This is a genomic window from Enterobacter sp. RHBSTW-00175 (assembly GCF_013927005.1).
Taxonomy (GTDB): domain Bacteria; phylum Pseudomonadota; class Gammaproteobacteria; order Enterobacterales; family Enterobacteriaceae; genus Enterobacter.
This window is the reverse complement of sequence record NZ_CP055930.1, coordinates 4,398,057-4,423,345: the sequence shown is the minus strand read 5'-3', so window position 1 is coordinate 4,423,345 and position 25,289 is coordinate 4,398,057. Positions and strand designations below refer to the sequence as shown.

The window sequence follows — 25,289 nt, the reverse complement described above, 5'->3', positions numbered from 1 at the left end:
GACCCGGCAATCTTCAACGCACTATTCTCTTCCTGAAATTCATCGTTATGCTTACTTTTTTCGCCAGCATGTTGAGAAACCCCTTTAAATCGCTATCTGTACGAAGGTTAAATTTATGCATAACCAGGTATTTATGGGCAAAGATTGTTTTACTGCTGACGCCCAGATCGCTGGCAATTTCATTGATTGTTTTGCCTTTATGAAAATGCTCCAGTAAACGGAACTGGTATTCAGACATTTGGCGATGCTTGCACCAAAGGCAGTAGGTGTCCGCCACGAACGTTTTCGACGTTAGCCATTTATTCCAGACCGTAATGATTTTATTCGTCATGCTGTCGAGTGAACTGCTCCTCGTGATGTATACAATATCTGAGAAACACGAGGGTGACATTTCGGGTGTGTCTTCTTCATTTACCAGCCCAATGATAATGCCTTTGGTGCGTGCCCGCAGCTCCGGGAAGCAGGTATAACGCTCCCCCTTACACAATGAGAGAACAATAACGTCCGAAAGGGCGATATTCTCAGGCGTATATTCGCTAACGTATTTTACGGTTTCATTAAAGCGGTGTTCGAAGAGCTCCTTGAAAAGAAATTCCATCCCATTCATAAAGAACAAATCGTTATCTTTGATAAGTATTCTAATCATCTGCCACCGACATATAATGCAATGAATATCGCTCTTCTGGCCACATAAACCACTGGAAATAAGGAATATACTCCGGTAAAAGATCGTCAATCCACACCTCCGCACCGCAGGACTGAAGCGCCCAGCTTAATGAGCTAATTAGCGAAGCCCCCGTATTGCGAGAGAACATCACCGCTGAGCGTTATATTCGCGATAAAACGCACCTTTCCCGCAGTGGGATAATGCGCATTTTGGCGAGTTTAAAGAAAGGGGTCATTATATAAAGCATATAAGTACCATGACGCGTATGCTGTTCTATGTCTTCCTCTCCATCACTTTGCGAATCAGGGCAATCAGCTCAACATCGCTTCGCAGGTTAAATTTCTGCATCATCATATATTTATGCGTAAACACGGTTTTATTGCTCATTTTTAGCGAACGGGCAATCTGCATCACCGACAACCCCCGGTAAAAATTCACCATCATTCGCATTTGCTGCGGGGAGAATGTTTTATGCTGACAGTCAGCGCACTCTTTTTTCCTCCAGCGGTAACCGGGTATTTGCGTGCGGTACCAGGCGAGAAATAGCACCTCGCTTATCCGATCAAGCGACGCGCTGCGGGAAATAAAAGTAATATCCTGAAAACATGAGGGTGATGCCGAAAAACGACGCGCGTCATCCACGACCCCAATCACGATACCTTTTTGGCGCGCCTGCAATTCGGGATAACAGATGTGCGTCTCCCCCATACAGAAAGGGAGAACGATAATATCGGCAGCGCTGACGTTATCACGGCTAAGCTCGACGTCGAAATGGATCGGCTGCTTAAAATTACGCGTAAAGAAATCTACAAAAAAACACTGCAGCCCACGGTGAAAAAACTGGTCTGTCTCTTGAATCAGGATATTCAGCATAGCGTGTACCGAATCTTAGTTGTATTGCATCGTCATCACAACGACGGCACTTATACTTCCCGGCGTCGCGCCGCCGGTGACAGATGTTACCGAAGCCTGCATGGCGATCGTCGCCGTTCGGTCGGCCGCAATATTTTGCGTGATGCTGGAGCCTGTTCCCTTCAGCGTACCCGTTGCGGCCTCGCGCATGGCTATCGCCACGTGGGTCGCCGAACCGCTGTTCCGGTAGTAATCCGCACCGGCAGCCGGATCGGGATTGCCGGTGAAGGAGACCGTGACGCTGCGGGTCCCCGCCGGGCACTGGGTAAAAAGCAGGTTAAAGTCCACCGGATCGGATGACGATCCGGGCGTAACCATATTGGTAGCCTGAATATTGCCAAGATGAACATCCAGGTTTGCATTACCCCCATTGAATATACAGGGAGAGGCAACGATATTTCCCGTTACGCCGAGGTTAACGCTGTCAGCAGAGAAAACCCGCCCGCAGCATAAAAGCAAAATAAGCGCGCACCTGCGTGTTAATTTCATCATGCCATCCTTACTGGTACGTCAAATTTAGCGTGGCCGACGCATTTGCGGAGCCGGACTCAACGGACGTTAAGGTCTGGTAGTAACGAGCCGTTAACGGAAGCGTCTCCTGCCCGCCGGAAGATTGTTTTAATAAAAGGCGGCTATTCAATGCCAGCGGCGTGCCGTTATAAAGAAGCTGCACACCAATACCTTTTGCCGTGCCGGGATTTCCCTGCCCTGTTAATGCCATCACGCTGGTATTCGCACCGTCCGGATTCTGTATTCCGCTCAGGGAAACCATAATATTGGTTCCAGGACTGCAGTTTACTCCCAGGTTTTGCGTATTCTGCGCGACCGTTGGCGTGGTGCCCACCACGGAGCCAAACGCTGAAGCCGAAATATCCCCTATCGGGAAGGTCAGCTGCGGTGTGGTAATCGAACAGGCCAGCGCATTAATGGTTCCGCCGGTAAGCTGCACGGTCAGCCCGTCGCGGTAAACTCCGTCGCTGCCCTGCAGCGTCACCACGCCTATGGCCCCAGGCGTTAAGGCCCCGGACGATACCGGGCCGGTCACCACCAGCTCGACCCAGCCGCCGTACCACTCCACGAAAGAGGTTTGCGCATTGTAAGAGAAGGTATTGCTCGGATTCTCAAAATAGGCATTTGATGACAGTCGGATACCGATGCCGCTGACATTGGTGTTGTACACATGATTTCCGTAATTGCTCAGCGTGGCATTGTTATATCGCATGCTAAAACCCAGCATGAGCGGATTGCTACACCCGCTAAGATAAGATCCGGTATACGCTCCCGCACCGGAAAAAATCACCGTCCCGACCGGCGCATCGCGCTGAACGTTAATCGTCCCGACCGACAGCGTCGAGAGCTGGGGAGTCATAGTGTTGCAAGTCCCTGCCCTGGCGCTATGCCATCCGAAAAGACAGCAAAGCAGTAAAAGCGTAGTAAACCGTTTCATATTACTTTTCCTGGCGGCATCTGACGCTCATGTCAGTAATGCCACCGTATTGGGTTCTTTCCGGCAGGCTAAAATCCGCCCGACACTGCTGGTGAGATTGATTCCCCCATGTCGCCAGAACGGTGCCCTGCTCGCGCAGGCCCGTTAAATAAACCTGACCGCGATCGCCGACAATAAAACTGCTGTTATCCTCATCTGCAAGGGTGACCACCGCCCCAAACGGGACGACATGGTTATCGTCCGTTAAGGTCATCAGCGCCCGACGTCCCACTTTGGCGTGATAATCGGCTTTCACCACCGCCCCGCGTGTAGGGGTTACCGAACGCGTGTTGATCTGCAGCTCCACGTCATCAGGCATATTTTCCGGATCGAGGGCGAGATCGTTTTTTCGGTATACGGCGAGGTTATTCGCCACCGTAAAGCCCCGGTAATCGGTCCGCACGCCGGACTGATTGCGGATATTCACCCCGTAGGCACCAGAGGCTTTGATCAACGCATTGGTTTCCCCCAGCGGTTGAGACAGCGTTATACCGTCAGCATGGGCGAGGATCCCTCCCTGCAAACCGTAATTCAGGCGTTCGCTATTTTTGTCGTAGCCATATCCCGCCGTGACCTCGCCATACGTCCCTTTATAGTCGCCGTTCATCGTGCCGGTATACCCGACGCCATCCGTGCCGTAACCCTGCTGAATATTCCAGTTCAGCGCGCTGTTTTCGAGCGCGACCCCGTTGATGCCGATACTGTGTGTCGTGCCATTATTCTTACTGGCGTTCAGGCCATAGTTGGCCCACGTCTGCGGCAGGAATTTATCCAGCGGTACGCTGACGGTGAATGCAAGAAGCTGGTCGCGATCGTAGGATTTTGCGCTGCCGCTCGCTGATGACGCCGTGCTGCCATTTTTACTGTAGGTCCAGGTCACGCCATAGCTGATGCTGTGCCAGTCGTTGTTGTAACCGACACTCCATGACGCCATCGTTCTGTCGGAGTTCCAGTACTCTTCCCGTGCGGCGCTGAGCGTTAGTGCCCCCCGCTCATCGCCTAGCGTCTGGCTCATGGTCAGCTCCACGCGGTGCCGCCGTCGGTCCTGAAGCGCGCTACTGTCGCCGTACGAGTCCAGCACGTCCTGGAGGCCGTAATAGCCCCGGGTTGAATAGCGGTATCCCGCAATCGAAAATTGGGTGCCGGTATTGAGTACGTTCTTGCTGTAGCGCGCGCGCAAAGACTGCCCATGCGTTTTCGCCGTGTGGGCCGGTGATGACCAGCCCTGAGTGACATCGGCGGAGAGCGCCCCGAACTCCCCCATGTTTTTACCTGCCCCGACCGCAAGCGACTGGTACTTGCTGGAGCCCTGCCCACCGCCATAGAGGGTGATGCCATGCTGCAGACCATAGATAGCGGTGATTTGCCCGAATGGGGTTTTCTCCACGCTGCTGTTATAAGCGCGATACTGTCCGCCGGAGAGGGCATATTTCAGTCGTCCTTCACGCTGTAAAACCGGTACCGAAGCGTAAGGCAACGTGAAATGCTGCTCGCTTCCATCTGCCTCTTTAATGGTCACGTCTAAATCACCCGCGCCGCCAGTGGGATACATATCCGTAATTTCAAACGCGCCCGGTGCCACATAGCTCTGGTAGATCTGATAGCCATTCTGGCGTATCACGACCTGGGCGTGGGTACGCGCAATCCCGCGGACCACGGGCGCATAGCCCTTCATGGAGTCCGGGAGCATGTCATCGTCCGACGCCAGCTGTGCACCGCGAAAAGGCACGCTGTCAAAGACATCAGCCGGGGCGGAGCTGTCCCCGACGGTAAGCTGCGCTTTCAGCGGAATAACGGCACGCTGCAGATAGCTATAAACCGTGTCCCAGCGATCCTTCCCGGACGTATCCCGTGACCAGGTGGTGTAGTTGCGTAAACGCCACGGCCCAATATTGATCCCTGGACGCAGGTTCGCATACTGGCTATCGCTGCTGCCCCCCGCGCCCGTTCTCGCCCGGCTGTTCGCCCCACTCAGGCTGTAATTGAGCATTGCGGCCGTTATCCCCTCGTCCCACATCTCTGGCGGCACATAGCCTCTCGCCGGAAGATCGATGGCGGCCTGAGGAACAGTTAACACCAGACGCTGGGCGGCAAACTGGAAATCCGCAGTGGCCTGAGGAATCGCCAGGAGATTCACGCAATCGCGGTTCTCCGCATCGAGCGCCGGAAATAACGCCGTTTTAACGCCCCACCTTTTTAATTGCGCCATATTCAGACAAGGCTGCAGGGCGTCATTGCCGCTGTCGGTTTTACCCGCAGTAAAGTGAATATCAGCCGTCTCTACAAACTGGTCGTCAACAACAATATCAACATGGTAGATCCCCGGCGCCTGAGCTCCAGATTCAAAGGCGGAGAGATCGGCCTTACCCATTCCGGGATTATCCAGTTCAATCAGCTCTGTGTTAAATGCCACACTGGCGTAAAGCGCCGGCGGCACTTCACCGAACGCTAAAGCGATAACTATCGCCAGAGGGGCGGGTCTCAGCCTGTTATTTTCTGTCATTGCGAATTACCGGGTTAATGCAGGCATGCCGGATGTAAAAAGATCACAACGTGGTTTGATGTAATACGCCGGGACTGCCATAGTCGTTAATAATGTTAAACGTGAGCGAATGCCCTCTGGCCTCGTTCGGTAATACAAACCGGGTTGAGGAGCCGGGTAAAACATAGGTCACCTCATCCAGTTTCTTACCCCCCAGCGTAATTTCATTAAAATTGATGACATATTGTGTGGGGTTGTTGACCTGAATTTCATTCCCGGTTCGTTGCCAGGTTAATTTATTCGCTTGTTCCTCTGGTGTTGACGCCCGCAGGCCTTCCGGCCGGTATATCAGTTTGATCCGCGTTTTCACTGCAATTTGCAGAGCGTTCGTCTGCATTGACGCCGAAGGGATCGCTTTGACATTCAGCCAAAACAGACTTTCCCGCTCTTGAGGCAGTGCGCCCGTCATCACAATACGCTCAATATTTTTTTGCCCTCCATCAAGGCGATATAATGGCGGTGTAATAATAAACGGCGCTTTACCTGCATGCCCTTCCTGCATCTCTATCCATGACTGAATTAAATAAGGCGTCGCGTCAGGATTACTTATGTTTATTGACGCTTCTTTTTTAGTCCCTTCAAATATGAGCCGGGTACCGCCAATAATAACGCCGGCATTAGCCGTGGCCAGCGTCAGTGCTGACAGCGCCAGGGCGAGTCCTGCTGTGGTGATAAAACGCATGATAAACCTCATACTACAAAGGGGCCGGGCTGGCCCCTTACAGATTGCTGCAAAATATTAGTTGTAAACCACTGAGAAGTTAGCTACAGCGTTCGCCGGACCCGCGGTAACCGTTGCGGCGGTGGAAATATACTGTGCATAAAAACTCAGCGTATTATCCGCGGTGCTGATAAGCGGATAGCTATAGCTGTTGCTGCCATGGAGCGGCAAGTCCGCCTTATCCGCGCTCATCAGGTTGATCGCCACACCGGTCGCGGCACCTGCCGCAGACGAATCAATCGCCAGCAGGCTGGCATTGGTTGTATCTGGGGTACCATCAAAACGAACCTTCGCGTTCGTGACTGTCACCGGGCAGTTTTTCAACACGATATTAAATTGCGTTGCTGCGGTTCTTGCTCCGGTCGCTAAGAACTCGGTCTTATAATAATCCCCTAATACCACGACCTGATTCTGAGAAGCCACATCGACGTCGCAAGCAGAATCCAGAATATTTCCGTTAAAATTAACGGTGCCCGCGGCGGAAAAAGCGTGGGTTGTTGCCAACGCGGTACTGACTGCCAGTATTGCTATCATCATCTTATTTTTCATAACTTGTTCCTGCATCACTTTATTTATTACTAAAATCCAGATAAAGAGAGTCGTGGATATTCACCCATCATCTCTTGCCTTTTATATTTTTCAGGCGCCCATTAAATAACACCGCTTCAAAGCGCTGATTAAACATGTTGGGTCATGCCTGTTGACGAATAAAATTTATACAACTCTTTTTCGGCACACAATCTTTTTTGCGGTCTAGCTGTAGACTTCTGTTTAACAAAATTAAAACAATTTTATTTTTGAAATATCTTACGTCGATTTATTTTCGGTCTACTTTTAGACCCATAATGTTCAACCTTAAAATTCATAGTATTAGGAACATCAATTGCAGCGGTCTACTTTTAGACCTGCCTTATATATTCCATGACATGCTGTTTTTTAAGATAATTCTCTATGCCGATCAAAAAACGATCGCATCCGTCAGTGAGGTATCTTATGAACACCCGAATGTCCCCCATTCTCGATATTGAAAAAACACCCGTGCTTACCGCCAAACCCTATAAACACATCGAGAAAATAATCGATAACCTCCTCCCTTTTGCAGAAAGACGCATAATGTCGCGAGGCGAAGTCATCCAATATTATAATAACGATATTCGTCAGTGCTTTTTGCTACTCCAGGGGAGTGTGGCGCTGCACCGTCGGGGAGATGGCATTGTGCTCAATTCCGAATCCTCACCGTTTGTGCTCGGCGTGAGCAGTCAATTCTCCTCAGAGCACTTGTACGTCAGGGCACTGGAAACCGCCGAGATAGCGGGTATTTCGCTGGCATGCTTCAACAGTGTGGTTGCGCAACGCAATTTATGGGAGCCCTTTTCGCATCTGCTGATCTATACCGCGTCCCGCGTTTACGAACACTGCTCGCGGATCTCGCAGATGTCCGCCTATGACATTATCCGTTTTCAACTGCTTGAGCTGATGCAGGAGCCTGAAGCAATACGGCTGAACATGACGGCGGCAGGGTATATACAAAGCCGAACGTGGCTGTCGCGCAGCGGGATCATGCGCATACTGGCGGAACTGCGCACCGGGAAGTACATCACCATGGCGCGCGGTGTCCTGCTTGATATCCATCATTTGCCACGAAAATACTGACCCCGCGACTGTCGGTGAAGTGGAGTATCGCTATAATCAGAAAGAGGATTCTTTCGGGTTCAGATTATGTCCGCCACAGAAAAGCTGCATCGCGGTTCTCCCTATGCACAAGAGCTCATTACTCAATTACAACCTTATTCTGCCCTTCGTAGCGCAGGTCGTGGAGAGATGCTGGCTCTGGTGGTTAATGGTCAGGGAATGAGTTATTTGATTCTGGAAGGGACCGTTGCCATTTATCGGCGAAGCGACAATCTGATGCTGTCGACGGCAAAGAGCCCGGCCTTTTTTGGCGTGGCCAACCTCAATGACATCTTTTTTGACGACTACCTAAAAACGGTCACACCCTGCAAGATTGGTACGCTGCCTACGGCGCAGCTCAACGTCATCATTCAGGAAAAGGGGCTATGGGGGCTGGTATCAAACCATCTGATGTTTATGTACAACCGGCTCTATCATACCATTATGCCTAACGGTGCCCCGACGGCGTATGAGATGATCCGCCAGCAGCTGATGCTGTTAATGAGTGAAGAAGAATCATATCGCAGGGGTATTACCGCTGAACGCTACATTCGTGATAAAACCCAGCTTTCCCGCAGTGGTGTGATGCGTATTCTGGCCGACCTGAAAGCGGGTGGGTATGTAGAGATGGAAGAAGGCAGGCTCATTAAAATTAACAAACTCCCGGCGAAGTACTGAATGCCAGAGACAAAAAAGGCCGCAAGCGCGGCCCTTTTTCAGCAATTAATGGACATGAACGCCCAACCGCCAGGCAAAATAGATCTCTTCTTTCAGCTCGCTGGAAGAGAGCGCCAGCAAATCTGCAAATTCCAGCTCAAGCTGTTTCAGCTTTTTCAGGTACTGCGCCGGAGACAGGTTGCTCTTATCGCGACGTAAATATTCAACTGCCAGTTGGGTTGGGTTCAATTCGGTATCCATGATGTCCTCGCTTGTGTACAAAACCTGAGCAGTATAACACGTTTTACTGCGCAGATTTTGACCAAAGGCAAAACATCCTGGATGTTTACATGCGTTACACCACCGCCGTCGTCAGACGCGATGAGCAGCACAGCCGTTCCTGCTCGTCCAAAATATCAATCTGCCACACCTGATGACGGCTGCCTGCGTGCAATGCACGGCAGACACCGCGCACGCGTCCACTGCGAACAGAGCGAATATGGTTGGCGTTCACTTCCAGCCCCACCACTTTGTGTTCCCCTTCGGTACACAAATAGCCTGCGACTGAGCCAAGCGTTTCAGCCAGCACCACCGAGGCACCACCGTGAAGCAGGCCAAACGGCTGATGCGTGCGGCTATCGACAGGCATGGTCGCTTCCAGCGAATCTTCACCCATGCGGGTAAACTGGATATCCAGCAAGCCCACCATATTCCCTTCACCCATAGCATTGAGCGCCTGAAGCGTCACTGCTCGTTTCCAGATCATCCCATAATCTCCAGTAAAGCCTGCAATGGATGGCGTACACCGTTACCTTCAACGCGTTTCACCTGGCTGCGACAGGAGTAACCCGTCGCCAGGCAACGGTTGCGCGGTAAACGCTGCATGGCCTGATGCCATGACAACTCGTAGATCCCAAGTGAGTTTTCATGATTTTTTACTTCATGCCCGTAGGTTCCCGCCATGCCGCAACACCCAACGCTGACGCTCTCGAGCTTCGCACCGAAGCGGGCGAAAATAGAGGCCCATTGTCCAGGTGCCCCCGGCAATGCCGTCACCTCGGTACAGTGTCCAAACAGATACCATGACTCGCCGCTGACCTCTTTGGTCGCTGTTTTTTGCAACGCCGCAGGCAGCCATTCATGCACCAGCATAACGTGGAAATCCCCGCGTTTTTCGCCAAGCGTCTGCTTGTACTCATCGCGATAACAGAGCACCAGCGCCGGATCGACGCCGACCATCGGGATCCCCAGCGTCGCAACACGGTTAAGGAAGTCCGACGTTTTCTGTGCGGTTTTCGCAAAGCGGTTCAGGAAGCCTTTAATGTGCTGCGCCTTACCGTTTGGCGAGAATGGCAGCACCACCGGCTGATAACCGATTTTTTCAGCCAGACGGACAAAATCTGCCACGACCTGCGCATCGTAGTAGCTGGTGAACGGGTCCTGCACCACCAGTACCACGTTGGCTTTTTGCTCTGCGCTTAGCGCTTCAAGCTGCTCCAGGGTCATGTTTGCAGAACGATGCCCCACCAGCTGACGCTGTAACGATGGCGTCGACAGCAACGGCAGATCCACCATGCCGATATGTTTTTCGGAGAGCTTACGTACCAGCGGTTGATTGATAAAGAAGTTGAACGTCTTGGGCGCTCGCGCCATCAGTGGTGCATAGCTTTCCACCGTGGCGACCAGGTGATCGCGCACCGGGCGCAGATAGCGCGTGTGGTAAAGTTGCAGGAAACGCGAACGGAATTCCGGGACGTCGATTTTAATCGGGCACTGGGTCGAACAGGCCTTACAGGCCAGGCAACCGGACATGGCTTCTTTGACTTCATGAGAGAAATCATATTCGCCTTTCCGGGCGTGCAAGCTGTTCCGCGTGCGTTCGATAAGCGTGCGCAGGCTGGCCGCTTTTTCCGGTAGCTCACTTTCCAGCTTCAGCGGATCGACACCGCGATCGGCCAGCAGACGCAGCCATTCGCGCACCAGTGTTGCACGCCCTTTTGGCGAATGAATACGGTTACTGGTGATTTTCATCGACGGACACATCGGGCTTTTCGCGTCGAAGTTAAAGCACAGACCGTTACCGTTACACTCCATTGCACCGCGCCAGGATGAGCGTACGGCGATAGGAATTTGCCGGTCATAAGTGCCGCGTTTTACCGCATCCACGCGCAGCATCGGCGCATCCACACCTTCTGGCGGGCAAATCTTGCCCGGGTTAAGGCGGTTATCGGGGTCAAACGCCGCTTTGACTTTGCGCAGTTCCCCGAACAGTTGCTCACCGAAAAACGCCGGGCTGTATTCGGCGCGGAAGCCTTTGCCGTGTTCGCCCCACAGCAGACCGCCATATTTTGCCGTTAACGCAACGACATCATCGGAGATCTGTTTCATCAGGATCTCCTGCTGCGGGTCGCACATATCCAGAGCCGGTCGCACGTGCAGTACCCCGGCGTCTACGTGGCCAAACATGCCGTAGCTCAGCCCGTGGCTATCCAGCAATGCGCGGAACTCAACAATATAATCAGCCAGATGCTCCGGCGGTACGCAGGTGTCTTCCGCAAACGGGATAGGTTTAGCGGCGCCTTTGGCATTGCCCAGTAACCCCACCGCTTTTTTACGCATCGCATAGATACGCTCGATACCGGAAAGGTCGTTACACAGCTGCCAGCCAATGACCCCGCCCTCACCTCTGGCGATAAGCTCGTCCAGGCGCTGACAGAGCGTCGACACCTGGCTTTCAATCAATTCGGCGTCATCGCCAGCAAATTCAACGATGTTCAGGCCAAGCATCTCTTTATCCGGCACGTCGGTGATCAGTTCGCTCACGGAGTGCCAGACAATGTCTTCCCGCGCCAGGTTAAGCACTTTTGAGTCGACGGTTTCAACCGACAGCGCCCGCGCGTCAACCATAAACGGCGCATTGCGCAGCGCAGAATCGAAAGAGTTGTATTTCACATTGACCAGACGGCGGACCTTCGGCAGCCGGGTGATATCCAGACGCGCCTCGGTAATAAATGCCAGCGTGCCTTCCGAACCGGTCAGAATGCGGGTCAAATCGAACTGGGTCAGGTCATCGTTAAACACATGACGCAGATCGTAGCCCGTCAGGAAGCGGTTCAGTTTGGGGAATTTATCGAGGATCAACTGACGGTTGTCGCGACAGCGTTCCAGTACGGTGCGATAAATTCGCCCGCTGGCGGTGTTATCTTTGCCCAGCGTTTCGGCCAGCGCAACGGGCATTGGCTGAGTATCAAGGATGTCGCCACCCAGCAGTACCGCGCGGACGCCCATCACATGATCGGAGGTTTTGCCATACACCAGCGACCCCTGTCCGGACGCATCAGTGTTGATCATCCCGCCAATGGTCGCACGGTTACTGGTAGACAGCTCCGGTGCGAAAAAGTAGCCATAGGGTTTTAAATACTGATTGAGCTGATCTTTGATAACACCCGCTTCAACACGCACCCAGCCCTCTTCAGGGTTGATTTCAATAATGCGGTTCATATAGCGGGACATATCAATGATGATGCCCTGATTAAGCGCCTGGCCGTTTGTGCCGGTGCCGCCGCCACGCGGGGTGAACACCAGGGAAGTAAAGCGCTCCTGCGCCGCCAGACGGGAAATTAATGCCACATCTGCCGTCGAGCGGGGAAAGACGACTGCATCGGGAAGAAGCTGGTAGATACTGTTATCGGTCGCCATTGTTAGCCTGTCGGCATAATTTGTGGCGGTATCACCTGTAAAACCCTGTTGCTCCAGTGCCTGCAAAAAATTAAGCACCAGCTGAACGACGCCAGGTGCCTGAGAAATCTGTGGGATCATTACGGTCGACCCTAATTAGAGGTGTGAAATCGTTTGCGTTGTGTCTGGAAAGTTTTATCACATTTTTTTCTTATACGCTCAGCAGAATTACATGCAGAATCTGCCTGTCAAAAATCGCTGAAATCACTAATGATTAGAGTGACGCGGTTTCATGTTCTCGCCAGCCTGGCTGGTGTTATCAAAGGAAAGTTTCATTTATGGTCAATCTTCGTCAGCCGAGGGATGTTGCGCAAATTCTGCTGTCAGTGCTGTTTCTGGCAATCATGATTATTGCGTGTCTGTGGATTGTTCAGCCTTTTGTGCTCGGCTTCGCCTGGGCCAGTACAGTAGTCGTCGCCACCTGGCCATTACTGTTGCGTTTACAGAAACTGCTGTTTGGCCGCCGTGCGCTTGCCGTACTGGTCATGACCTTACTGTTGTTCCTGCTGTTTATTATTCCCATTGCCTTACTGGTCAATAGCCTGGTTGATACCAGCGGCCCGGTTATTCGCGCCATCAGCACTGGCGACATGACGCTGCCGGACCTTGCCTGGCTGAACAGTATTCCGGTGGTGGGTTCAAAACTCTACAGCGGCTGGCACGGCCTGCTGGAGATGGGCGGCAGCGCATTGATGGCGAAAGTACGCCCCTATATTGGCACCACGACGACCTGGTTTGTCGGCCAGGCCGCGCACATTGGTCGCTTTATGATGCACTGTACGCTGATGCTGGCCTTTAGCGCCCTGCTGTACTGGCGTGGTGAGCAGGTTGCACTGGGTGTGCGACATTTTGCCACCCGTCTGGCCGGTAAACGTGGTGATGCAGCTATCCTGCTGGCGGCTCAGGCCGTACGTGCCGTTGCGCTGGGTGTGGTGGTGACGGCGCTGGTTCAGGCCGTTCTGGGTGGTATCGGTCTTGCGATTTCTGGTGTGCCATACGCCACTATCTTTACCGTCATCATGATAATGACCTGCCTTGCGCAACTGGGGCCATTGCTGGTGTTGATCCCCTGCATTGTCTGGCTCTACTGGACCGGGGATACCACCTGGGGTACCGTTCTGCTGGTCTGGAGTTGCGTGGTCGGTACGATGGATAACGTCATTCGCCCAATACTTATTCGTATGGGTGCGGATCTGCCGCTGATTCTGATCCTGTCTGGCGTTATCGGCGGGTTGATTGCATTCGGCATGATTGGTCTGTTTATTGGCCCGGTGCTGCTGGCTGTCACCTGGCGACTGTTCTCTGCCTGGGTGCATGAAGTACCACCACCAGGCACCGACCCCGACGAGATCCTCAGCGAACTGGAAGAGCGGGAAGACAAAAACAGGTAATAACGGTATCGCCGGGTGGCGCTGCGCTTACCCGGCCTGATTTCCTCGTAATACTTAAACATCATTAATCATTTCACTGGTCAGACCGGCTACATCGCCTGTAACTCTGTCATTCACCTCAAAAAATCTTTACGTCTCTTTAACTATTGAGACGAATCTGATCGACGCAAAAAACCTCAATGCCTACTATTAGCTCACGGTTATAAATCAACACCTTGATTTATAAGCATGGAAATCCCCTGAGTGAAACAACGAATTGCTGTGTGTAGTCTTTGCCCATCTCCCACGATGGGCTTTTTTTTATCCTTCTCAGACGTTCTTCGCCTCACAATGACTTAGCATCCGCCAGTCGGCAGGCAACACCCGCGTCTCACCCGTGACATTCACCGTGACCACCTCGCGAATATCTGCCGATGACGTGCCGATCTGTAGCTCAAACTCGCCCGGCTCGACAATTCGCTTACCATCGCGGCGGGTGAAGTTGAACATATCGACCGGCAACGTGAAGATCAGCCGGGTTGTCTCTCCGGGTGAGAGCGTCACCCGCTGGAAGGCTTTCAGCTCCTGCAACGGGCGCACCTGGCTTGCCACTTTATCGCGTACGTAAATCTGCACCACTTCGCTGCCGCTGCGTTCGCTGCTGTTGGTCACATCAATACTCAGGGTCACTTCCCCTGTAATATCAATCTTATTTGATGCCAGCATCGGGTTGCTTAAGCCAAATTCGCTCCAGCCCAGACCAAATCCGAAGGGATAACGCGAGCCAAAGTGAAACGCAAATGGCGTGCCGCCGCTTTTGAGTTTGTGGTTGTAGTAATACGGCATTGCCCCCGCGCTTTTCGGCACGCTGACCACCAGCCTGCCCTGCGGCTCTGCACGGCCGGTCAGCACATCGGCAATCGCCCAGCCGCCTTCCTGTCCGGGTGCCCAGGCCAGCATAAATGCCGCGACCTTGTCCTCCAGGCCTTGCAGGTTGTACGGCCGGCCCCCGGTCATCACCACCACTACCGGTTTACCTGTTGCGACAAGCGCTTCCAGCAATTGCTGTTGCACCCCAGGCAGGTTCAGGGAGTCCGTGTCGGAACCTTCCCCGACGGTACCGCTCTGGAACAATCCGGCAAGATCCCCGACACAGGCCACCACCACATCACTCTCTTGTGCCGCGCGCACGGCCTCGGGAATAAGGGCGGTACTGTGTGAAACCGGGGATTGCTGCATCGGTTTCCCGCCGCTGTCGCCCGGGAAGACTGGCGCGCCCGCCATGCGTTTTTCGATGATGTGACAGCCTTTGGCATAACGGACCTGCGATGCCCCCAGGTAGTGCTCAAGCGCCGCGCGCGGTGTCGTCACCTGCGAGGTTTCTTCCACCATATCGCTGATGATTAAGTGCACCGGGAAGCTATAACCGCTCAGCAATGCCAGCGGATCGTCCGCCGTTGGCCCCACCACCGCCACACGCGGTTTTCCGCTGAGCGGCAGAATGCCGTTATTCTCAAGCAAGGTTAGCGAACGGGTCGCTACCTCGCGCGCAACCTGCCGGGTGGCGTCATTTTGCAGATCAATGGCATTTTCATCGGCATAAGGTTTTTCAAACAGCCCAAGACGGAATTTCTCGGTCAGTACGCGGCCTACGATTTCATCCACTTTCGCCATGGTGATAAGCCCACATTCAACCGCCTGTGCCAGATGGCGCGCGCAGTCATCTTTTGGTAGCTCAACGTCCAGCCCGGCATTAAACGCCAGCGCTGCCGATTCAGCCGCATCATGCGAAATACCGTGGTGCTGATGCAGAAGGCTCACGCCACCGTAATCGGCAACGATAATGCCGTCAAAACCCCACTGCTCACGCAGCACCGTTGTCAGCAGGAAGCTGTCGCTGTGGCCTGGCTGGTTGTCGATATCGTGATAAGCGGGCATCACCGACCCTGCGTGAGCGAGCTTTACCGCCATTTCGAATGGCAGCAGGAAGGTATCATTCAGCTCGCTGAATCCCAGATGCACAGGCGCATGGTTACGCGCTCCTTCGCTGAACGAGTGGCCAACATAGTGTTTCAGGGTGGCCAGCAGGTCGCGTTTTTCGCCCTGTAATCCCTCCACATAGGCGCTGGCCATCACGCCTACTAACCACGGGTCTTCACCAAACGTCTCTTCGGTACGCCCCCAGCGGACATCGCGCGAGACATCCAGTACCGGTGCCAGCCCCTGCTGACAGCCGACTGAGCGGGCCTCGGCACCAATGTGCTCTGCGGCACGCCTGACGAGCGCCGGGTCCCAGCTTGAACCATAGTTCAGCGATGAGGGGAACAAAGTGGCGTCCTTACAGAGCAAGCCGACCAGGCACTCCTCGTGGAACAGCGCCGGAATGCCAAGCCGCGTCTCTTCCATCATCATTCGCTGCAAGCGGTTTGCCGCCCGCACGCCCGTTCTGGCGTCAACAATATGCGTACCCAATGGCCGGGTTATCTGCCCGACACCCAGCTTCAGCCTCTCGCCCAGCGCTGCCTGCTCGCTGACGCCCGCAAACTCATCACTCAAATCCGTCCGCTCGCGATGGTTGCCGTGTTCGTCGAGGATCAGCCAGTACGCGTGCATCTGGGCAAATTTTTCTTCTGGCGTCATACGGGCCAGTAAATCCGCCACGCGTTCCTGCACGGGACGCCCCGCATCCTTATAGATTGCAGTCATATTTTACTCCTTGATTACATGATGAAGTGCCGGGTTGAGTGCTTCCGCGTCCGGGCGCGCCTGGCGCTTGCTGGCAAGTTCGCGGGCAATAGTGTCAACCAGTCGGCTATTGAGTTTGTAAACGGTGAGCAGCGCGACCATACCAATGAACAACGCGCAGGGGATCAGGGTAAAGAGTGCGTTGATGGTGCTCAGCACATGCGGAGCCTGTATGGCCTGGCCCGGCACATAGTCCACCATGCCCAGCACCCAGCCCACCACAGCGCCACCCAGTGCCAGGCCAAATTTGATGGCAAACAGCGCGGTGGAAAACACCAGCCCATCCAGTCGACGGCCACTACGATGCTCTTCGTAGTCCACCACATCAGAGAACATGGTCCATTGCAGCGGCGTGGTCAGGTTTTGAATAAAGCTGAAGATAATGTTCAGGCCGAATATCAGCCAGACCTGTGACGGCGGCAGGAAGAAAATAAGTGCGCCGAATACAACGAAGGTGATAATCGTCCACTGATAAGCCCGAACCCGGTCGAATTTACCCAATAACCGTTCAGACAATAATGCCCCACTGAGAGAGGCCACCATACCGGAAACAATAAAGGCGAAAACCAGTTCCGGGCGCAACAATACATAGTTAACGTAATACAGGGTTGCCGAGCCGCGCGTAACCACTGCGGTCAGCAATAAAATATTAAACACAAACACTATCCGCCACTGGCTATTTCCCGCCAGGCGTTTTAAATCGGTAAGCATCGAACCGGAAGTATCGCTGCGGGGAGAATAACGCTCGCGGGTCATCATAAAACAGCAGAAAAATAAAATGATGCCTAATAACCCCATTAAACTCATGGCGTAGAAATAGCCTTTCTGCACATTGCCATCACCCAGTTTTGCCACCAGCGGCAGGGCAATAACCGTGACAATCAGACCGCCGATAAAGGACAAACCAAACCGCCAGGATTGCAGCGAATGGCGTTCACGCGGGTCAAGGGTTAGCGCTCCGGGCATCGCGCAATAGGGCACATTAATGGCCGAATAGATAAGACTCAGGATGGTGTAAGTCACGCAGGCATAAATGATTTTCGCCGTGGCCCCTACATCGGGAACATAGAACGTAATCAGGCAACTCACGCCAAAAGGAATGGCAAACCACAACAGCCACGGGCGAAAGCGGCCATGACGGGTTTGCGTGCGATCCACCAGCGCGCCAATACAGGGATCGACAAAGGCATCAACCACGCGCACCACTAAAAACATGGTTCCCATTATTGCTGCCGGCAAACCAAATACATCCGTATAAAAATAGGCAAGAAATAATGTTGCGGTTTGCCAGACCAGTGCGCTGGCCATATCACCTAAACCATAACCTATTTTATCTTTCGTACGTAAGACAGGAGAGATGTTCATTTTTATGGGCCTTTTATCAGGTTAAAACGTATTTCAACCAGTTGCGCACCATGTAGGGTAATGCGCAGTTAAGGCTCAAGTATTAGCAACGCTTTGCGCGCTAACAATTGTCTAAATTAACAGACAAATTATGATATTTGGTTTTTTGCTTTATTTGTGACGGGGAGCATGTCAGCGGGGAAATAAAAAAGGTGAGGATTAATATCCTCACCTTTCAGCATACAGGGATTACGGCATTACTTTTTCAGTTCGGCCAGGCTCAGCCAGGTTTGCACCACAGTGTCCGGGTTCAGGGAAAGACTGTCGATCCCCTCTTCCATCAGCCAGGCAGCAAAGTCTTCATGGTCGGATGGACCCTGACCACAAATCCCGACGTATTTGCCCTGTTTCTTCGCCGCCTTGATGGACATTGACAGCAGCGCTTTTACCGCGTCATTACGCTCATCGAACAGCTCGGAAACCACGCCAGAATCGCGGTCAAGACCCAGAGTCAGCTGCGTCATATCGTTTGAACCGATAGAGAAACCGTCGAAGTACTCCAGGAACTGCTCAGCCAGCAGGGCGTTGGACGGAATTTCGCACATCATGATGAGCTTCAGTCCGTTTTCACCACGCTTCAGACCCTGACGCGCCAGCTCTTCCACCACCGCTTTGGCCTGCGCCACGGTACGCACGAACGGAATCATGATCTCAACGTTGGTCAGCCCCATATCGTTGCGCACGCGTTTCACCGCATCGCACTCCAGCGCGAAGCAGTCACGGAAGCTGTCAGACACATAACGTCCGGCACCACGGAAGCCCAGCATCGGGTTCTCTTCTTCTGGCTCATAACGCTCGCCGCCCACCAGGTTGGCGTATTCGTTAGATTTGAAGTCAGACAAACGCACGATGACGCGTTTCGGATAGAACGCAGCCCCCAGCGTCGCGATCCCTTCGGTCAGGCGGCCAACGTAGAACTCTTTCGGCGAGTCGTAGCCTTTCATCATTTCGCGAATTTCGTTTTGCAGTTTCGCGTCCTGATCGTCGAACTCCAGCAGTGCACGCGGGTGCACGCCAATCATACGGTTGATGATGAATTCCAGACGCGCCAGGCCAACACCTTCGTTTGGCAGGCAGGCGAAGTCAAACGCCCTGTCCGGGTTACCCACGTTCATCATGATCTTCAGCGGCAGATCCGGCATGGTATCCACGCTGGAGCTTTTCACGCTGAAGTCCAGCAGCTCGGCATAGACATAACCGGTATCGCCTTCCGAACAGGAGACGGTCACGTTCTCGCCATCCTTCATGCGTTCGGTCGCATCACCACAGCCAACAACCGCCGGGATACCCAGTTCACGGGCGATGATCGCCGCATGGCAGGTACGGCCACCACGGTTGGTAACAATCGCCGCAGCCTTCTTCATGATCGGTTCCCAGTCCGGGTCGGTCATGTCGGTGACGAGGACATCACCCGGCTGAATGCGGTTCATCTCGCTGATATCCTGGATAACTTTCACCGGGCCTGCACCAATACGGTGACCGATGGCACGACCTTCAGCAATCACTTTGCCCTGCGCATGAAGCGTATAGCGCTCCATCACCTGACCACGAGAGCGGACGGTTTCCGGTCGCGCCTGCACGATAAATAGCTTGCCGGTGTTGCCGTCTTTGGCCCACTCGATATCCATCGGACGGCCATAGTGTTTCTCAATCTGCACTGCCTGCTTCGCCAGTTCCTGCACTTCGGCATCGGTCAGAGAGAAGCGGTCGCGCTGTTCCTGCGGCACGTCTTCAATTTTAACCTGCTTGCCGTGCTCCTGAGTCGGGGCGTAAATCATGCGGATCTTTTTCGACCCCATGGTCCGGCGCACGATAGACGGACGGTTTGCCGCAAGCGTTGGTTTGTGCACGTAGAATTCGTCGGGGTTAACCGCACCCTGCACCACCATTTCACCCAGACCCCACGCAGAGGTGATAAATACCACCTGGTCGAAGCCGGATTCGGTATCAATGGAGAACATCACGCCGGATGAGCCGACATCAGAGCGCACCATGCGCTGAATGCCTGCCGAGAGCGCCACGCCACGGTGGTCATAGCCCTGATGCACGCGATACGAAATGGCGCGGTCGTTGAACAGGGAAGCAAACACGTGCTTCACCGCCACCAGCACGGCATCGTAGCCCTGCACGTTGAGGAAGGTTTCCTGCTGACCGGCGAAGGAGGCATCCGGCATATCTTCTGCAGTGGCAGAAGAGCGTACCGCAAACGAGGCCTGCGCATCGTCAGAGGAAAGCTGGTCGTACGCGTCGTGAATCGCTTTTTCCAGTTCCGGCTGGAAAGGTGTGTCGATGACCCACTGGCGGATCTGTGCGCCGGCTTTCGCAAGCTCAGCAACATCATCGATATCCGTTTTATCCAGCAGTTCGTAAATGCGCTGGTTTACACCGCTTTGATCAAGAAACAGGTCAAACGCTTCGGCGGTAGTGGCAAACCCATTCGGTACGGAGACACCCATACCGGACAGGTTAGTAATCATTTCACCAAGGGAGGCATTTTTGCCCCCAACTCTGTCTACATCATTCATGCCGAGTTGGTTATACCAAAGCACCAGCGGTGACGAGCCATTGTTGGACATCGAAACAATCCTTTTGTGATATTTGAACGGGATTAAGAAACACCTTAATGCGTATTTATCCTCGCATATTTGTTGTCGTGAAAAAAACGGTGAATCGTGTAAGCAACTTTATTTTTTATTTTTTCGGATACTTTCCCATCAACCTCTAACTCAATGATTCCAATGGATTCCCACAAAAATGTTCGGTTTATATCGGTTTTTCAAAAAATGAAATCCACTTTTCATTAAAATTAAAAATACCGTTTCATTTATAATTAAGACGATTCCCTCTCTGTTGTATTTTACTTTTTTAATTTATGCTTTCAGTCAATTAGGTCCGATATTCAGGGTGAGAAAAATGGATAATGCTGTCGATCGCCACGTTTTTTATATTTCTGATGGTACGGCGATTACCGCCGAAGTGCTGGGACATGCGGTCATGTCGCAGTTCCCGGTTTCCATCAACAGCATCACGCTGCCGTTTGTGGAAAATGAAAGTCGCGCAAAAGCCGTGAAAGACCAGATTGACGCCATCTACCAGCAATCGGGCGTGCGTCCGCTGGTCTTCTATTCCATTGTGATCCCGGAAATTCGTCAGATCATTCTGCAAAGTGAAGGGTTTTGTCAGGACATCGTGCAGGCCCTGGTAGCCCCGCTGCAGGGTGAACTGAAGCTTGATCCCACGCCGATTGCCCACCGCACCCACGGCCTTAACCCTGGAAACCTGATCAAGTACGATGCCCGTATCGCGGCCATTGATTACACCCTGGCTCACGATGACGGCATCTCCCTGCGTAATCTCGATCAGGCGCAGGTGATCCTGCTTGGCGTATCACGCTGCGGTAAAACCCCGACCAGCCTGTACCTGGCCATGCAGTTTGGGATCCGTGCGGCAAACTACCCCTTTATTGCCGACGATATGGATAACCTGGTTTTACCCGCTGCGCTTAAGCCACTGCAACATAAGCTGTTTGGCCTGACAATAAACCCGGAACGCCTGGCCGCTATCCGTGAGGAACGCCGCGAGAACAGCCGCTACGCCTCAATGCGCCAGTGCCGTATGGAAGTCTCAGAAGTTGAAGCGCTGTACCGGAAAAACCAGATCCCGTGGCTTAACAGCACCAACTATTCGGTAGAAGAAATCGCTACCAAAATCCTCGATATCATGGGACTGAGTCGTCGCATGTACTAATATGCTAGTACATTAATCCAGATTAAGGTATCATTCTGCACATCATCGGGGCGGCTTCGCCCCGAACTTGAAATCAGCAGGGATTGGTTTAAGGTGATGCCCATCACTTCCCGGTAGTCTGCCGATGAAGCAAAAATTTTCTGAGATATTCCATGAATAAAACCGACGAACTCCGCACTGCGCGTATTGATAGCCTGATTACCCCGGCTGAGCTGGCGGTGCGACACCCTGTTTCCGCAGGCGTTGCGGAACATGTCACGGCCTCCCGCCGTCGTATTGAAAAAATCCTGAATGGTGAAGACCGCCGTCTTCTGGTGATCATCGGCCCTTGCTCCATTCACGACCTGGATGCCGCGATGGATTATGCCAAACGACTTCAGGTTCTACGTGATAAGCACCAGCATCGCCTGGAAATCGTGATGCGTACCTACTTTGAAAAACCACGCACCGTTGTCGGCTGGAAAGGGCTGATTTCAGACCCTGACCTGAACGGCAGTTATCGCGTGAATCACGGTATTGAGCTGGCGCGTAAGCTGCTGTTGCAGGTCAATGAACTGGGTGTCCCTACCGCGACCGAATTCCTCGATATGGTGACCGGGCAATTTATTGCCGACCTTATCAGCTGGGGCGCGATCGGCGCGCGGACCACTGAAAGCCAAATCCACCGCGAAATGGCGTCTGCCCTCTCCTGCCCGGTTGGGTTTAAAAACGGCACCGACGGCAATACCCGCATCGCGGTTGATGCAATCCGCGCGGCCCGCGCCAGCCATATGTTCCTCTCGCCGGATAAAAACGGCCATATGACCATTTACCAGACCAGCGGTAATCCGTACGGCCATATCATTATGCGCGGTGGCAAAAAACCGAATTACCACGCAGAAGATATCGCTGCCGCCTGTGAAACGCTGGCCGAGTTTGATCTGCCAGAACACCTGGTGGTGGACTTCAGCCACGGCAATTGCCAGAAACAGCATCGCCGCCAGCTGGACGTGTGCGATGAGGTTTGTCAGCAGATCCGCAGTGGCTCAACGGCCGTGGCCGGGATCATGGCTGAAAGCTTCCTGAAAGAAGGGACGCAGAAAGTGGTGGCTGGCCAGCCGATCGTTTACGGCCAGTCGATTACCGACCCGTGTCTGAGCTGGGAAGACAGCGAGCTACTGCTGGAGAAACTGGCGGCTGCGGTGGACTCACGTTTTTGATGTTATAGCCCTTCCCCCTCTCCCACAGGGAGAGGGCCGGAGTGAGGACACCAGACCGCCCCCTTCTCCCCTCAAATTTGATCCCGTCACAAATTTTTCACAAAAAGGCTTGCTGTGAATTTTGACTTTGTTGATAATGATTATCATTGTTACATTGATTATTATTTGTAAACATTATGTCACGTATGGATAACACCCCGGCTACGCCTGTAAAAACACACACAGCGCCTTCCCCCTCTCCTGACGACCGCCGTATTGACAGCAAAAGTCTGCTGGGTGATGAGGGGCGGGTCATTATCGAGCATGACGGCCAGCACTACCTGCTGCGCCAGACCCATGCCGGAAAACTGATCCTGACTAAATAAATTACTCAAAAAAATACGCCAGCCACCCAGGTGATCCCCAGGCAGCCAGCGCTTTCGATTCTTAATGGAGAGTTGCTATGCCACACCTGCATTCCGCGTCTTTGCGTCCATCACTTCTGGCGCTGGCCATTGTCAGCACCCTGCCGGGTGCCGCGTTTGCTGCCGCAGATGATATTACCGTTACCGCGACCGGTAATGCCCGCAGTGCCTTTGAAGCCCCGATGATGGTGAGCGTGATTGACGCTACCGCCCCGGAAAATCAAACCGCCAGCTCCGCCGCAGACCTGCTGCGCAAAGTCCCGGGGCTGACGCTCGACGGCACCGGACGTACTAACGGCCAGGATGTCAACCTGCGCGGTTACGATCGTCGCGGTGTGTTAGTGCTGGTTGATGGTGTACGCCAGGGCACCGACACCGGTCACCTCAACAGCACTTTCCTGGATCCGGCGTTGATTAAGCGCATTGAAGTGGTTCGCGGCCCGTCTGCCCTGCTGTACGGCAGTGGTGCGCTGGGTGGCGTGATTTCCTATGACACCGCCGATGCCAAAGACCTGCTGGAGCAGGGCAAAAACAGCGGTTATCGCGTATTCGGGACAGGGGCGACAGGCGATCACAGTATCGGGATGGGGGCGAGCGCCTATGGCCGCACCGATACCCTGGACGGCTTAGTCGCCTGGTCAAGCCGCGATCGCGGGGATATTCGCCAGAGCGACGGCACGACCGCACCAAACGATGAATCCATCAGCAATATGCTGGCGAAAGGCAGCTGGAAAATCGACACCGCCCAGACACTGAGCGGCTCGCTGCGCTACTACAACAATGCGGCGCAGGAGCCAAAAAATCCGCAAACTTCTGAAGCCAGCGATTCCAGCAACCCAATGACTGACCGTTCCACCATCCAGCGGGATGCCCAGCTCGGCTACAATATTGCCCCGGAAGGCAACGACTGGCTCAATGCCGATGCAAAAGTCTACTGGTCGGAAGCGCGCATTAATGCTCAGAACGTTGGTGGCTCGGGCGAATTTCGCAAGCAGACCACCAAAGGCGGGAAGGTTGAAAACCGCACTCGTCTGTTCTCTGATACTTTCGCATCGCACCTGCTCACCTACGGCGGCGAATACTACCGCCAGGAGCAGAACCCGGGTGGCGTAGCCACCGGTTTCCCGGACGCAAAAATTGACTTCAGCTCCGGCTGGCTACAGGACGAAATCACCCTGCGTGACCTGCCTGTGACGATCCTCGGCGGAACGCGTTATGACAACTATCGCGGCAGCAGTGATGGTTATGACGATGTGGATGCCGACCAGTGGTCATCCCGCGCGGGGTTAACAGTAAGCCCAGCAGACTGGCTGATGCTGTTCGGTTCTTACGCCCAGGCATTCCGTGCCCCGACAATGGGTGAGATGTACAACGATGCGAAGCACTTCTCCATCGGCAGTTTCTACACTAACTACTGGGTGCCAAACCCGAACCTGCGCCCGGAAACCAACGAAACCCAGGAGTACGGATTTGGCCTGCGCTTTGACAACCTGATGCTGGCGAGCGATGCGCTGGAATTCAAAGCCAGCTACTTCGACACCAAAGCCAAAGACTACATCTCAACCACCGTCGATTTTGCTGCCGCGACGACCATGTCCTATAACGTGCCAAACGCCAAAATCTGGGGCTGGGACGTGATGGCGAAATACTCCGCTGACCTGTTCAGCCTGGATATGGCTTATAACCGTACACGCGGTAAAGACACCGACACCGGCGAATACATCTCCAGCATCAACCCGGATACCGTCACCAGCAAGCTGGACATCCCGGTGGCGCAAAGCGGATTCTCTGTGGGCTGGATCGGCACATTTGCCGATCGTTCAACGCATATCAGCAGCAGCTACAGCGAACAACCCGGCTACGCGGTCAACGATTTCTACGTGAGCTATAAGGGCCAGGAGCAGCTGAAAGGGGTAACCACCACGCTGGTGCTGGGTAACGCCTTTGATAAAGAGTACTGGTCGCCGCAGGGTATCCCGCAGGATGGCCGTAACGGTAAGATTTTCGTGAGTTATCAGTGGTAATC

20 protein-coding genes, 1 other RNA gene and 1 pseudogene are annotated in these 25,289 nt (G+C 53.5%); 9 read left to right on the top strand and 13 right to left on the bottom strand.

The annotated features are described in order from the left end of the window. Positions 1-13 precede the first annotated feature (13 nt). Positions 14-646: a LuxR C-terminal-related transcriptional regulator gene (locus tag HV107_RS21370; RefSeq protein WP_182060735.1), complete on the bottom strand. Its 633-nt coding sequence runs from the start codon at positions 644-646 to the stop codon at positions 14-16. Positions 647-768: 122 nt separating this feature from the next. Here HV107_RS21370 and HV107_RS21365 point away from each other — a divergent pair. After that, positions 769-909: pseudogene (locus HV107_RS21365) on the top strand (helix-turn-helix domain-containing protein); the annotation flags it as partial. A gap of 31 nt (positions 910-940) precedes the next feature. On the opposite strand, the gene HV107_RS21360 reads toward HV107_RS21365, so the two are convergent. The 6 genes from HV107_RS21360 to HV107_RS21335 are packed head-to-tail and all read right to left on the bottom strand — an operon-like array spanning position 941 to position 6,877. After that, positions 941-1,540 carry a LuxR C-terminal-related transcriptional regulator gene (locus HV107_RS21360; protein ID WP_182060734.1) on the bottom strand — a complete coding sequence of 200 codons (600 nt, stop codon included), beginning with the start codon at positions 1,538-1,540 and terminating at the stop codon, positions 941-943. A gap of 15 nt (positions 1,541-1,555) precedes the next feature. Next, positions 1,556-2,071, bottom strand: a complete 516-nt coding sequence (locus HV107_RS21355; RefSeq protein ID WP_409050234.1) for a fimbrial protein — start codon at positions 2,069-2,071, stop codon at positions 1,556-1,558. A gap of 7 nt (positions 2,072-2,078) precedes the next feature. After that, complete coding sequence (locus tag HV107_RS21350; protein WP_182060733.1) at positions 2,079-3,026, bottom strand: fimbrial protein; 948 nt, start codon at positions 3,024-3,026, stop codon at positions 2,079-2,081. Between the two features lies 1 nt (position 3,027). Continuing rightward, the gene (locus HV107_RS21345; RefSeq protein WP_182060732.1) at positions 3,028-5,568 is read right to left on the bottom strand and encodes a fimbria/pilus outer membrane usher protein; all 2,541 of its coding nucleotides are present in this window, start codon (positions 5,566-5,568) and stop codon (positions 3,028-3,030) included. A 43-nt stretch (positions 5,569-5,611) separates the two neighbouring features. Continuing rightward, a complete protein-coding gene (locus HV107_RS21340; protein ID WP_182060731.1) occupies positions 5,612-6,289 on the bottom strand; it encodes a molecular chaperone in 678 nt (225 codons plus the stop codon). 57 nt (positions 6,290-6,346) lie between these two features. After that, positions 6,347-6,877 (bottom strand): fimbrial protein, encoded by a 531-nt coding sequence (locus HV107_RS21335; RefSeq protein WP_182060730.1) that lies wholly within the window; start codon positions 6,875-6,877, stop codon positions 6,347-6,349. A gap of 444 nt (positions 6,878-7,321) precedes the next feature. On the opposite strand from HV107_RS21335, the gene HV107_RS21330 reads away from it, so the two are divergent. Both HV107_RS21330 and HV107_RS21325 read left to right on the top strand, forming a co-directional pair. Then, positions 7,322-7,981, top strand: a complete 660-nt coding sequence (locus HV107_RS21330) for a winged helix-turn-helix transcriptional regulator (RefSeq protein WP_182063566.1) — start codon at positions 7,322-7,324, stop codon at positions 7,979-7,981. Between the two features lie 66 nt (positions 7,982-8,047). Continuing rightward, complete coding sequence (locus tag HV107_RS21325; RefSeq protein ID WP_182060729.1) at positions 8,048-8,677, top strand: helix-turn-helix domain-containing protein; 630 nt, start codon at positions 8,048-8,050, stop codon at positions 8,675-8,677. Between the two features lie 45 nt (positions 8,678-8,722). On the opposite strand, the gene HV107_RS21320 is transcribed toward HV107_RS21325, so the two are convergent. The 3 genes from HV107_RS21320 to HV107_RS21310 all read right to left on the bottom strand — a co-directional run bounded on the left by HV107_RS21320 (position 8,723) and on the right by HV107_RS21310 (position 12,475). Further along, positions 8,723-8,917: a YdiH family protein gene (locus HV107_RS21320; RefSeq protein WP_014069924.1), complete on the bottom strand. Its 195-nt coding sequence runs from the start codon at positions 8,915-8,917 to the stop codon at positions 8,723-8,725. Positions 8,918-9,011: 94 nt separating this feature from the next. Then, positions 9,012-9,422, bottom strand: a complete 411-nt coding sequence (gene menI / locus HV107_RS21315) for a 1,4-dihydroxy-2-naphthoyl-CoA hydrolase (protein ID WP_182060728.1) — start codon at positions 9,420-9,422, stop codon at positions 9,012-9,014. Next, positions 9,419-12,475 (bottom strand): FAD-binding and (Fe-S)-binding domain-containing protein, encoded by a 3,057-nt coding sequence (locus tag HV107_RS21310; RefSeq protein ID WP_182060727.1) that lies wholly within the window; start codon positions 12,473-12,475, stop codon positions 9,419-9,421. Before HV107_RS21310 ends, menI begins: the two co-directional genes overlap by 4 nt. A 197-nt stretch (positions 12,476-12,672) precedes the next feature. On the opposite strand from HV107_RS21310, the gene ydiK reads away from it, so the two are divergent. Further along, complete coding sequence (ydiK, locus tag HV107_RS21305; protein ID WP_182060726.1) at positions 12,673-13,785, top strand: AI-2E family transporter YdiK; 1,113 nt, start codon at positions 12,673-12,675, stop codon at positions 13,783-13,785. A 196-nt stretch (positions 13,786-13,981) separates the two neighbouring features. Next, an RNA gene (gene rprA, locus HV107_RS21300) (antisense sRNA RprA) lies at positions 13,982-14,089 on the top strand. Between the two features lie 5 nt (positions 14,090-14,094). Here the strand turns inward: rprA and HV107_RS21295 are convergent. The 3 genes from HV107_RS21295 to ppsA all read right to left on the bottom strand — a co-directional run bounded on the left by HV107_RS21295 (position 14,095) and on the right by ppsA (position 20,489). Further along, positions 14,095-16,470, bottom strand: a complete 2,376-nt coding sequence (locus HV107_RS21295; protein WP_182060725.1) for a glycoside hydrolase family 3 N-terminal domain-containing protein — start codon at positions 16,468-16,470, stop codon at positions 14,095-14,097. 3 nt (positions 16,471-16,473) lie between these two features. Next, a complete protein-coding gene (locus HV107_RS21290; protein ID WP_182060724.1) occupies positions 16,474-17,874 on the bottom strand; it encodes an MFS transporter in 1,401 nt (466 codons plus the stop codon). A 236-nt stretch (positions 17,875-18,110) separates the two neighbouring features. After that, on the bottom strand, positions 18,111-20,489 hold the full coding sequence (gene ppsA, locus HV107_RS21285) for a phosphoenolpyruvate synthase (protein ID WP_182060723.1): 2,379 nt from the start codon (positions 20,487-20,489) through the stop codon (positions 18,111-18,113). 337 nt (positions 20,490-20,826) lie between these two features. Between ppsA and ppsR the strand changes: the two genes are divergently transcribed. The 4 genes from ppsR (at position 20,827) to HV107_RS21265 (ending at position 25,287) form a co-directional block, all read left to right on the top strand. Further along, the gene (gene ppsR, locus HV107_RS21280) at positions 20,827-21,660 is read left to right on the top strand and encodes a posphoenolpyruvate synthetase regulatory kinase/phosphorylase PpsR (RefSeq protein WP_182060722.1); all 834 of its coding nucleotides are present in this window, start codon (positions 20,827-20,829) and stop codon (positions 21,658-21,660) included. A 152-nt stretch (positions 21,661-21,812) separates the two neighbouring features. Continuing rightward, positions 21,813-22,859: a 3-deoxy-7-phosphoheptulonate synthase AroH gene (aroH, locus tag HV107_RS21275; RefSeq protein ID WP_182060721.1), complete on the top strand. Its 1,047-nt coding sequence runs from the start codon at positions 21,813-21,815 to the stop codon at positions 22,857-22,859. A gap of 176 nt (positions 22,860-23,035) precedes the next feature. Then, positions 23,036-23,224 carry a hemin uptake protein HemP gene (gene hemP, locus HV107_RS21270; RefSeq protein WP_182060720.1) on the top strand — a complete coding sequence of 63 codons (189 nt, stop codon included), beginning with the start codon at positions 23,036-23,038 and terminating at the stop codon, positions 23,222-23,224. Positions 23,225-23,301: 77 nt separating this feature from the next. Then, the gene (locus HV107_RS21265) at positions 23,302-25,287 is read left to right on the top strand and encodes a TonB-dependent hemoglobin/transferrin/lactoferrin family receptor (RefSeq protein ID WP_182060719.1); all 1,986 of its coding nucleotides are present in this window, start codon (positions 23,302-23,304) and stop codon (positions 25,285-25,287) included. Positions 25,288-25,289: the final 2 nt, after the last annotated feature.

Excerpts from the sequence above, each read along its gene's own strand:
- HV107_RS21370 (WP_182060735.1), bottom strand. The coding sequence starts at position 646 with ATGATTAGAATACTTATCAAAGATAACGATTTGTTCTTTATGAATGGG.
- HV107_RS21360 (WP_182060734.1), bottom strand. The coding sequence starts at position 1,540 with ATGCTGAATATCCTGATTCAAGAGACAGACCAGTTTTTTCACCGTGGG.
- HV107_RS21355 (WP_409050234.1), bottom strand. The coding sequence starts at position 2,071 with ATGATGAAATTAACACGCAGGTGCGCGCTTATTTTGCTTTTATGCTGC.
- HV107_RS21350 (WP_182060733.1), bottom strand. The coding sequence starts at position 3,026 with ATGAAACGGTTTACTACGCTTTTACTGCTTTGCTGTCTTTTCGGATGG.
- HV107_RS21345 (WP_182060732.1), bottom strand. The coding sequence starts at position 5,568 with ATGACAGAAAATAACAGGCTGAGACCCGCCCCTCTGGCGATAGTTATC.
- HV107_RS21340 (WP_182060731.1), bottom strand. The coding sequence starts at position 6,289 with ATGCGTTTTATCACCACAGCAGGACTCGCCCTGGCGCTGTCAGCACTG.
- HV107_RS21335 (WP_182060730.1), bottom strand. The coding sequence starts at position 6,877 with ATGAAAAATAAGATGATGATAGCAATACTGGCAGTCAGTACCGCGTTG.
- HV107_RS21330 (WP_182063566.1), top strand. The coding sequence starts at position 7,322 with ATGAACACCCGAATGTCCCCCATTCTCGATATTGAAAAAACACCCGTG.
- HV107_RS21325 (WP_182060729.1), top strand. The coding sequence starts at position 8,048 with ATGTCCGCCACAGAAAAGCTGCATCGCGGTTCTCCCTATGCACAAGAG.
- HV107_RS21320 (WP_014069924.1), bottom strand. The coding sequence starts at position 8,917 with ATGGATACCGAATTGAACCCAACCCAACTGGCAGTTGAATATTTACGT.
- menI (WP_182060728.1), bottom strand. The coding sequence starts at position 9,422 with ATGATCTGGAAACGAGCAGTGACGCTTCAGGCGCTCAATGCTATGGGT.
- HV107_RS21310 (WP_182060727.1), bottom strand. The coding sequence starts at position 12,475 with ATGATCCCACAGATTTCTCAGGCACCTGGCGTCGTTCAGCTGGTGCTT.
- ydiK (WP_182060726.1), top strand. The coding sequence starts at position 12,673 with ATGGTCAATCTTCGTCAGCCGAGGGATGTTGCGCAAATTCTGCTGTCA.
- HV107_RS21295 (WP_182060725.1), bottom strand. The coding sequence starts at position 16,470 with ATGACTGCAATCTATAAGGATGCGGGGCGTCCCGTGCAGGAACGCGTG.
- HV107_RS21290 (WP_182060724.1), bottom strand. The coding sequence starts at position 17,874 with ATGAACATCTCTCCTGTCTTACGTACGAAAGATAAAATAGGTTATGGT.
- ppsA (WP_182060723.1), bottom strand. The coding sequence starts at position 20,489 with ATGTCCAACAATGGCTCGTCACCGCTGGTGCTTTGGTATAACCAACTC.
- ppsR (WP_182060722.1), top strand. The coding sequence starts at position 20,827 with ATGGATAATGCTGTCGATCGCCACGTTTTTTATATTTCTGATGGTACG.
- aroH (WP_182060721.1), top strand. The coding sequence starts at position 21,813 with ATGAATAAAACCGACGAACTCCGCACTGCGCGTATTGATAGCCTGATT.
- hemP (WP_182060720.1), top strand. The coding sequence starts at position 23,036 with ATGTCACGTATGGATAACACCCCGGCTACGCCTGTAAAAACACACACA.
- HV107_RS21265 (WP_182060719.1), top strand. The coding sequence starts at position 23,302 with ATGCCACACCTGCATTCCGCGTCTTTGCGTCCATCACTTCTGGCGCTG.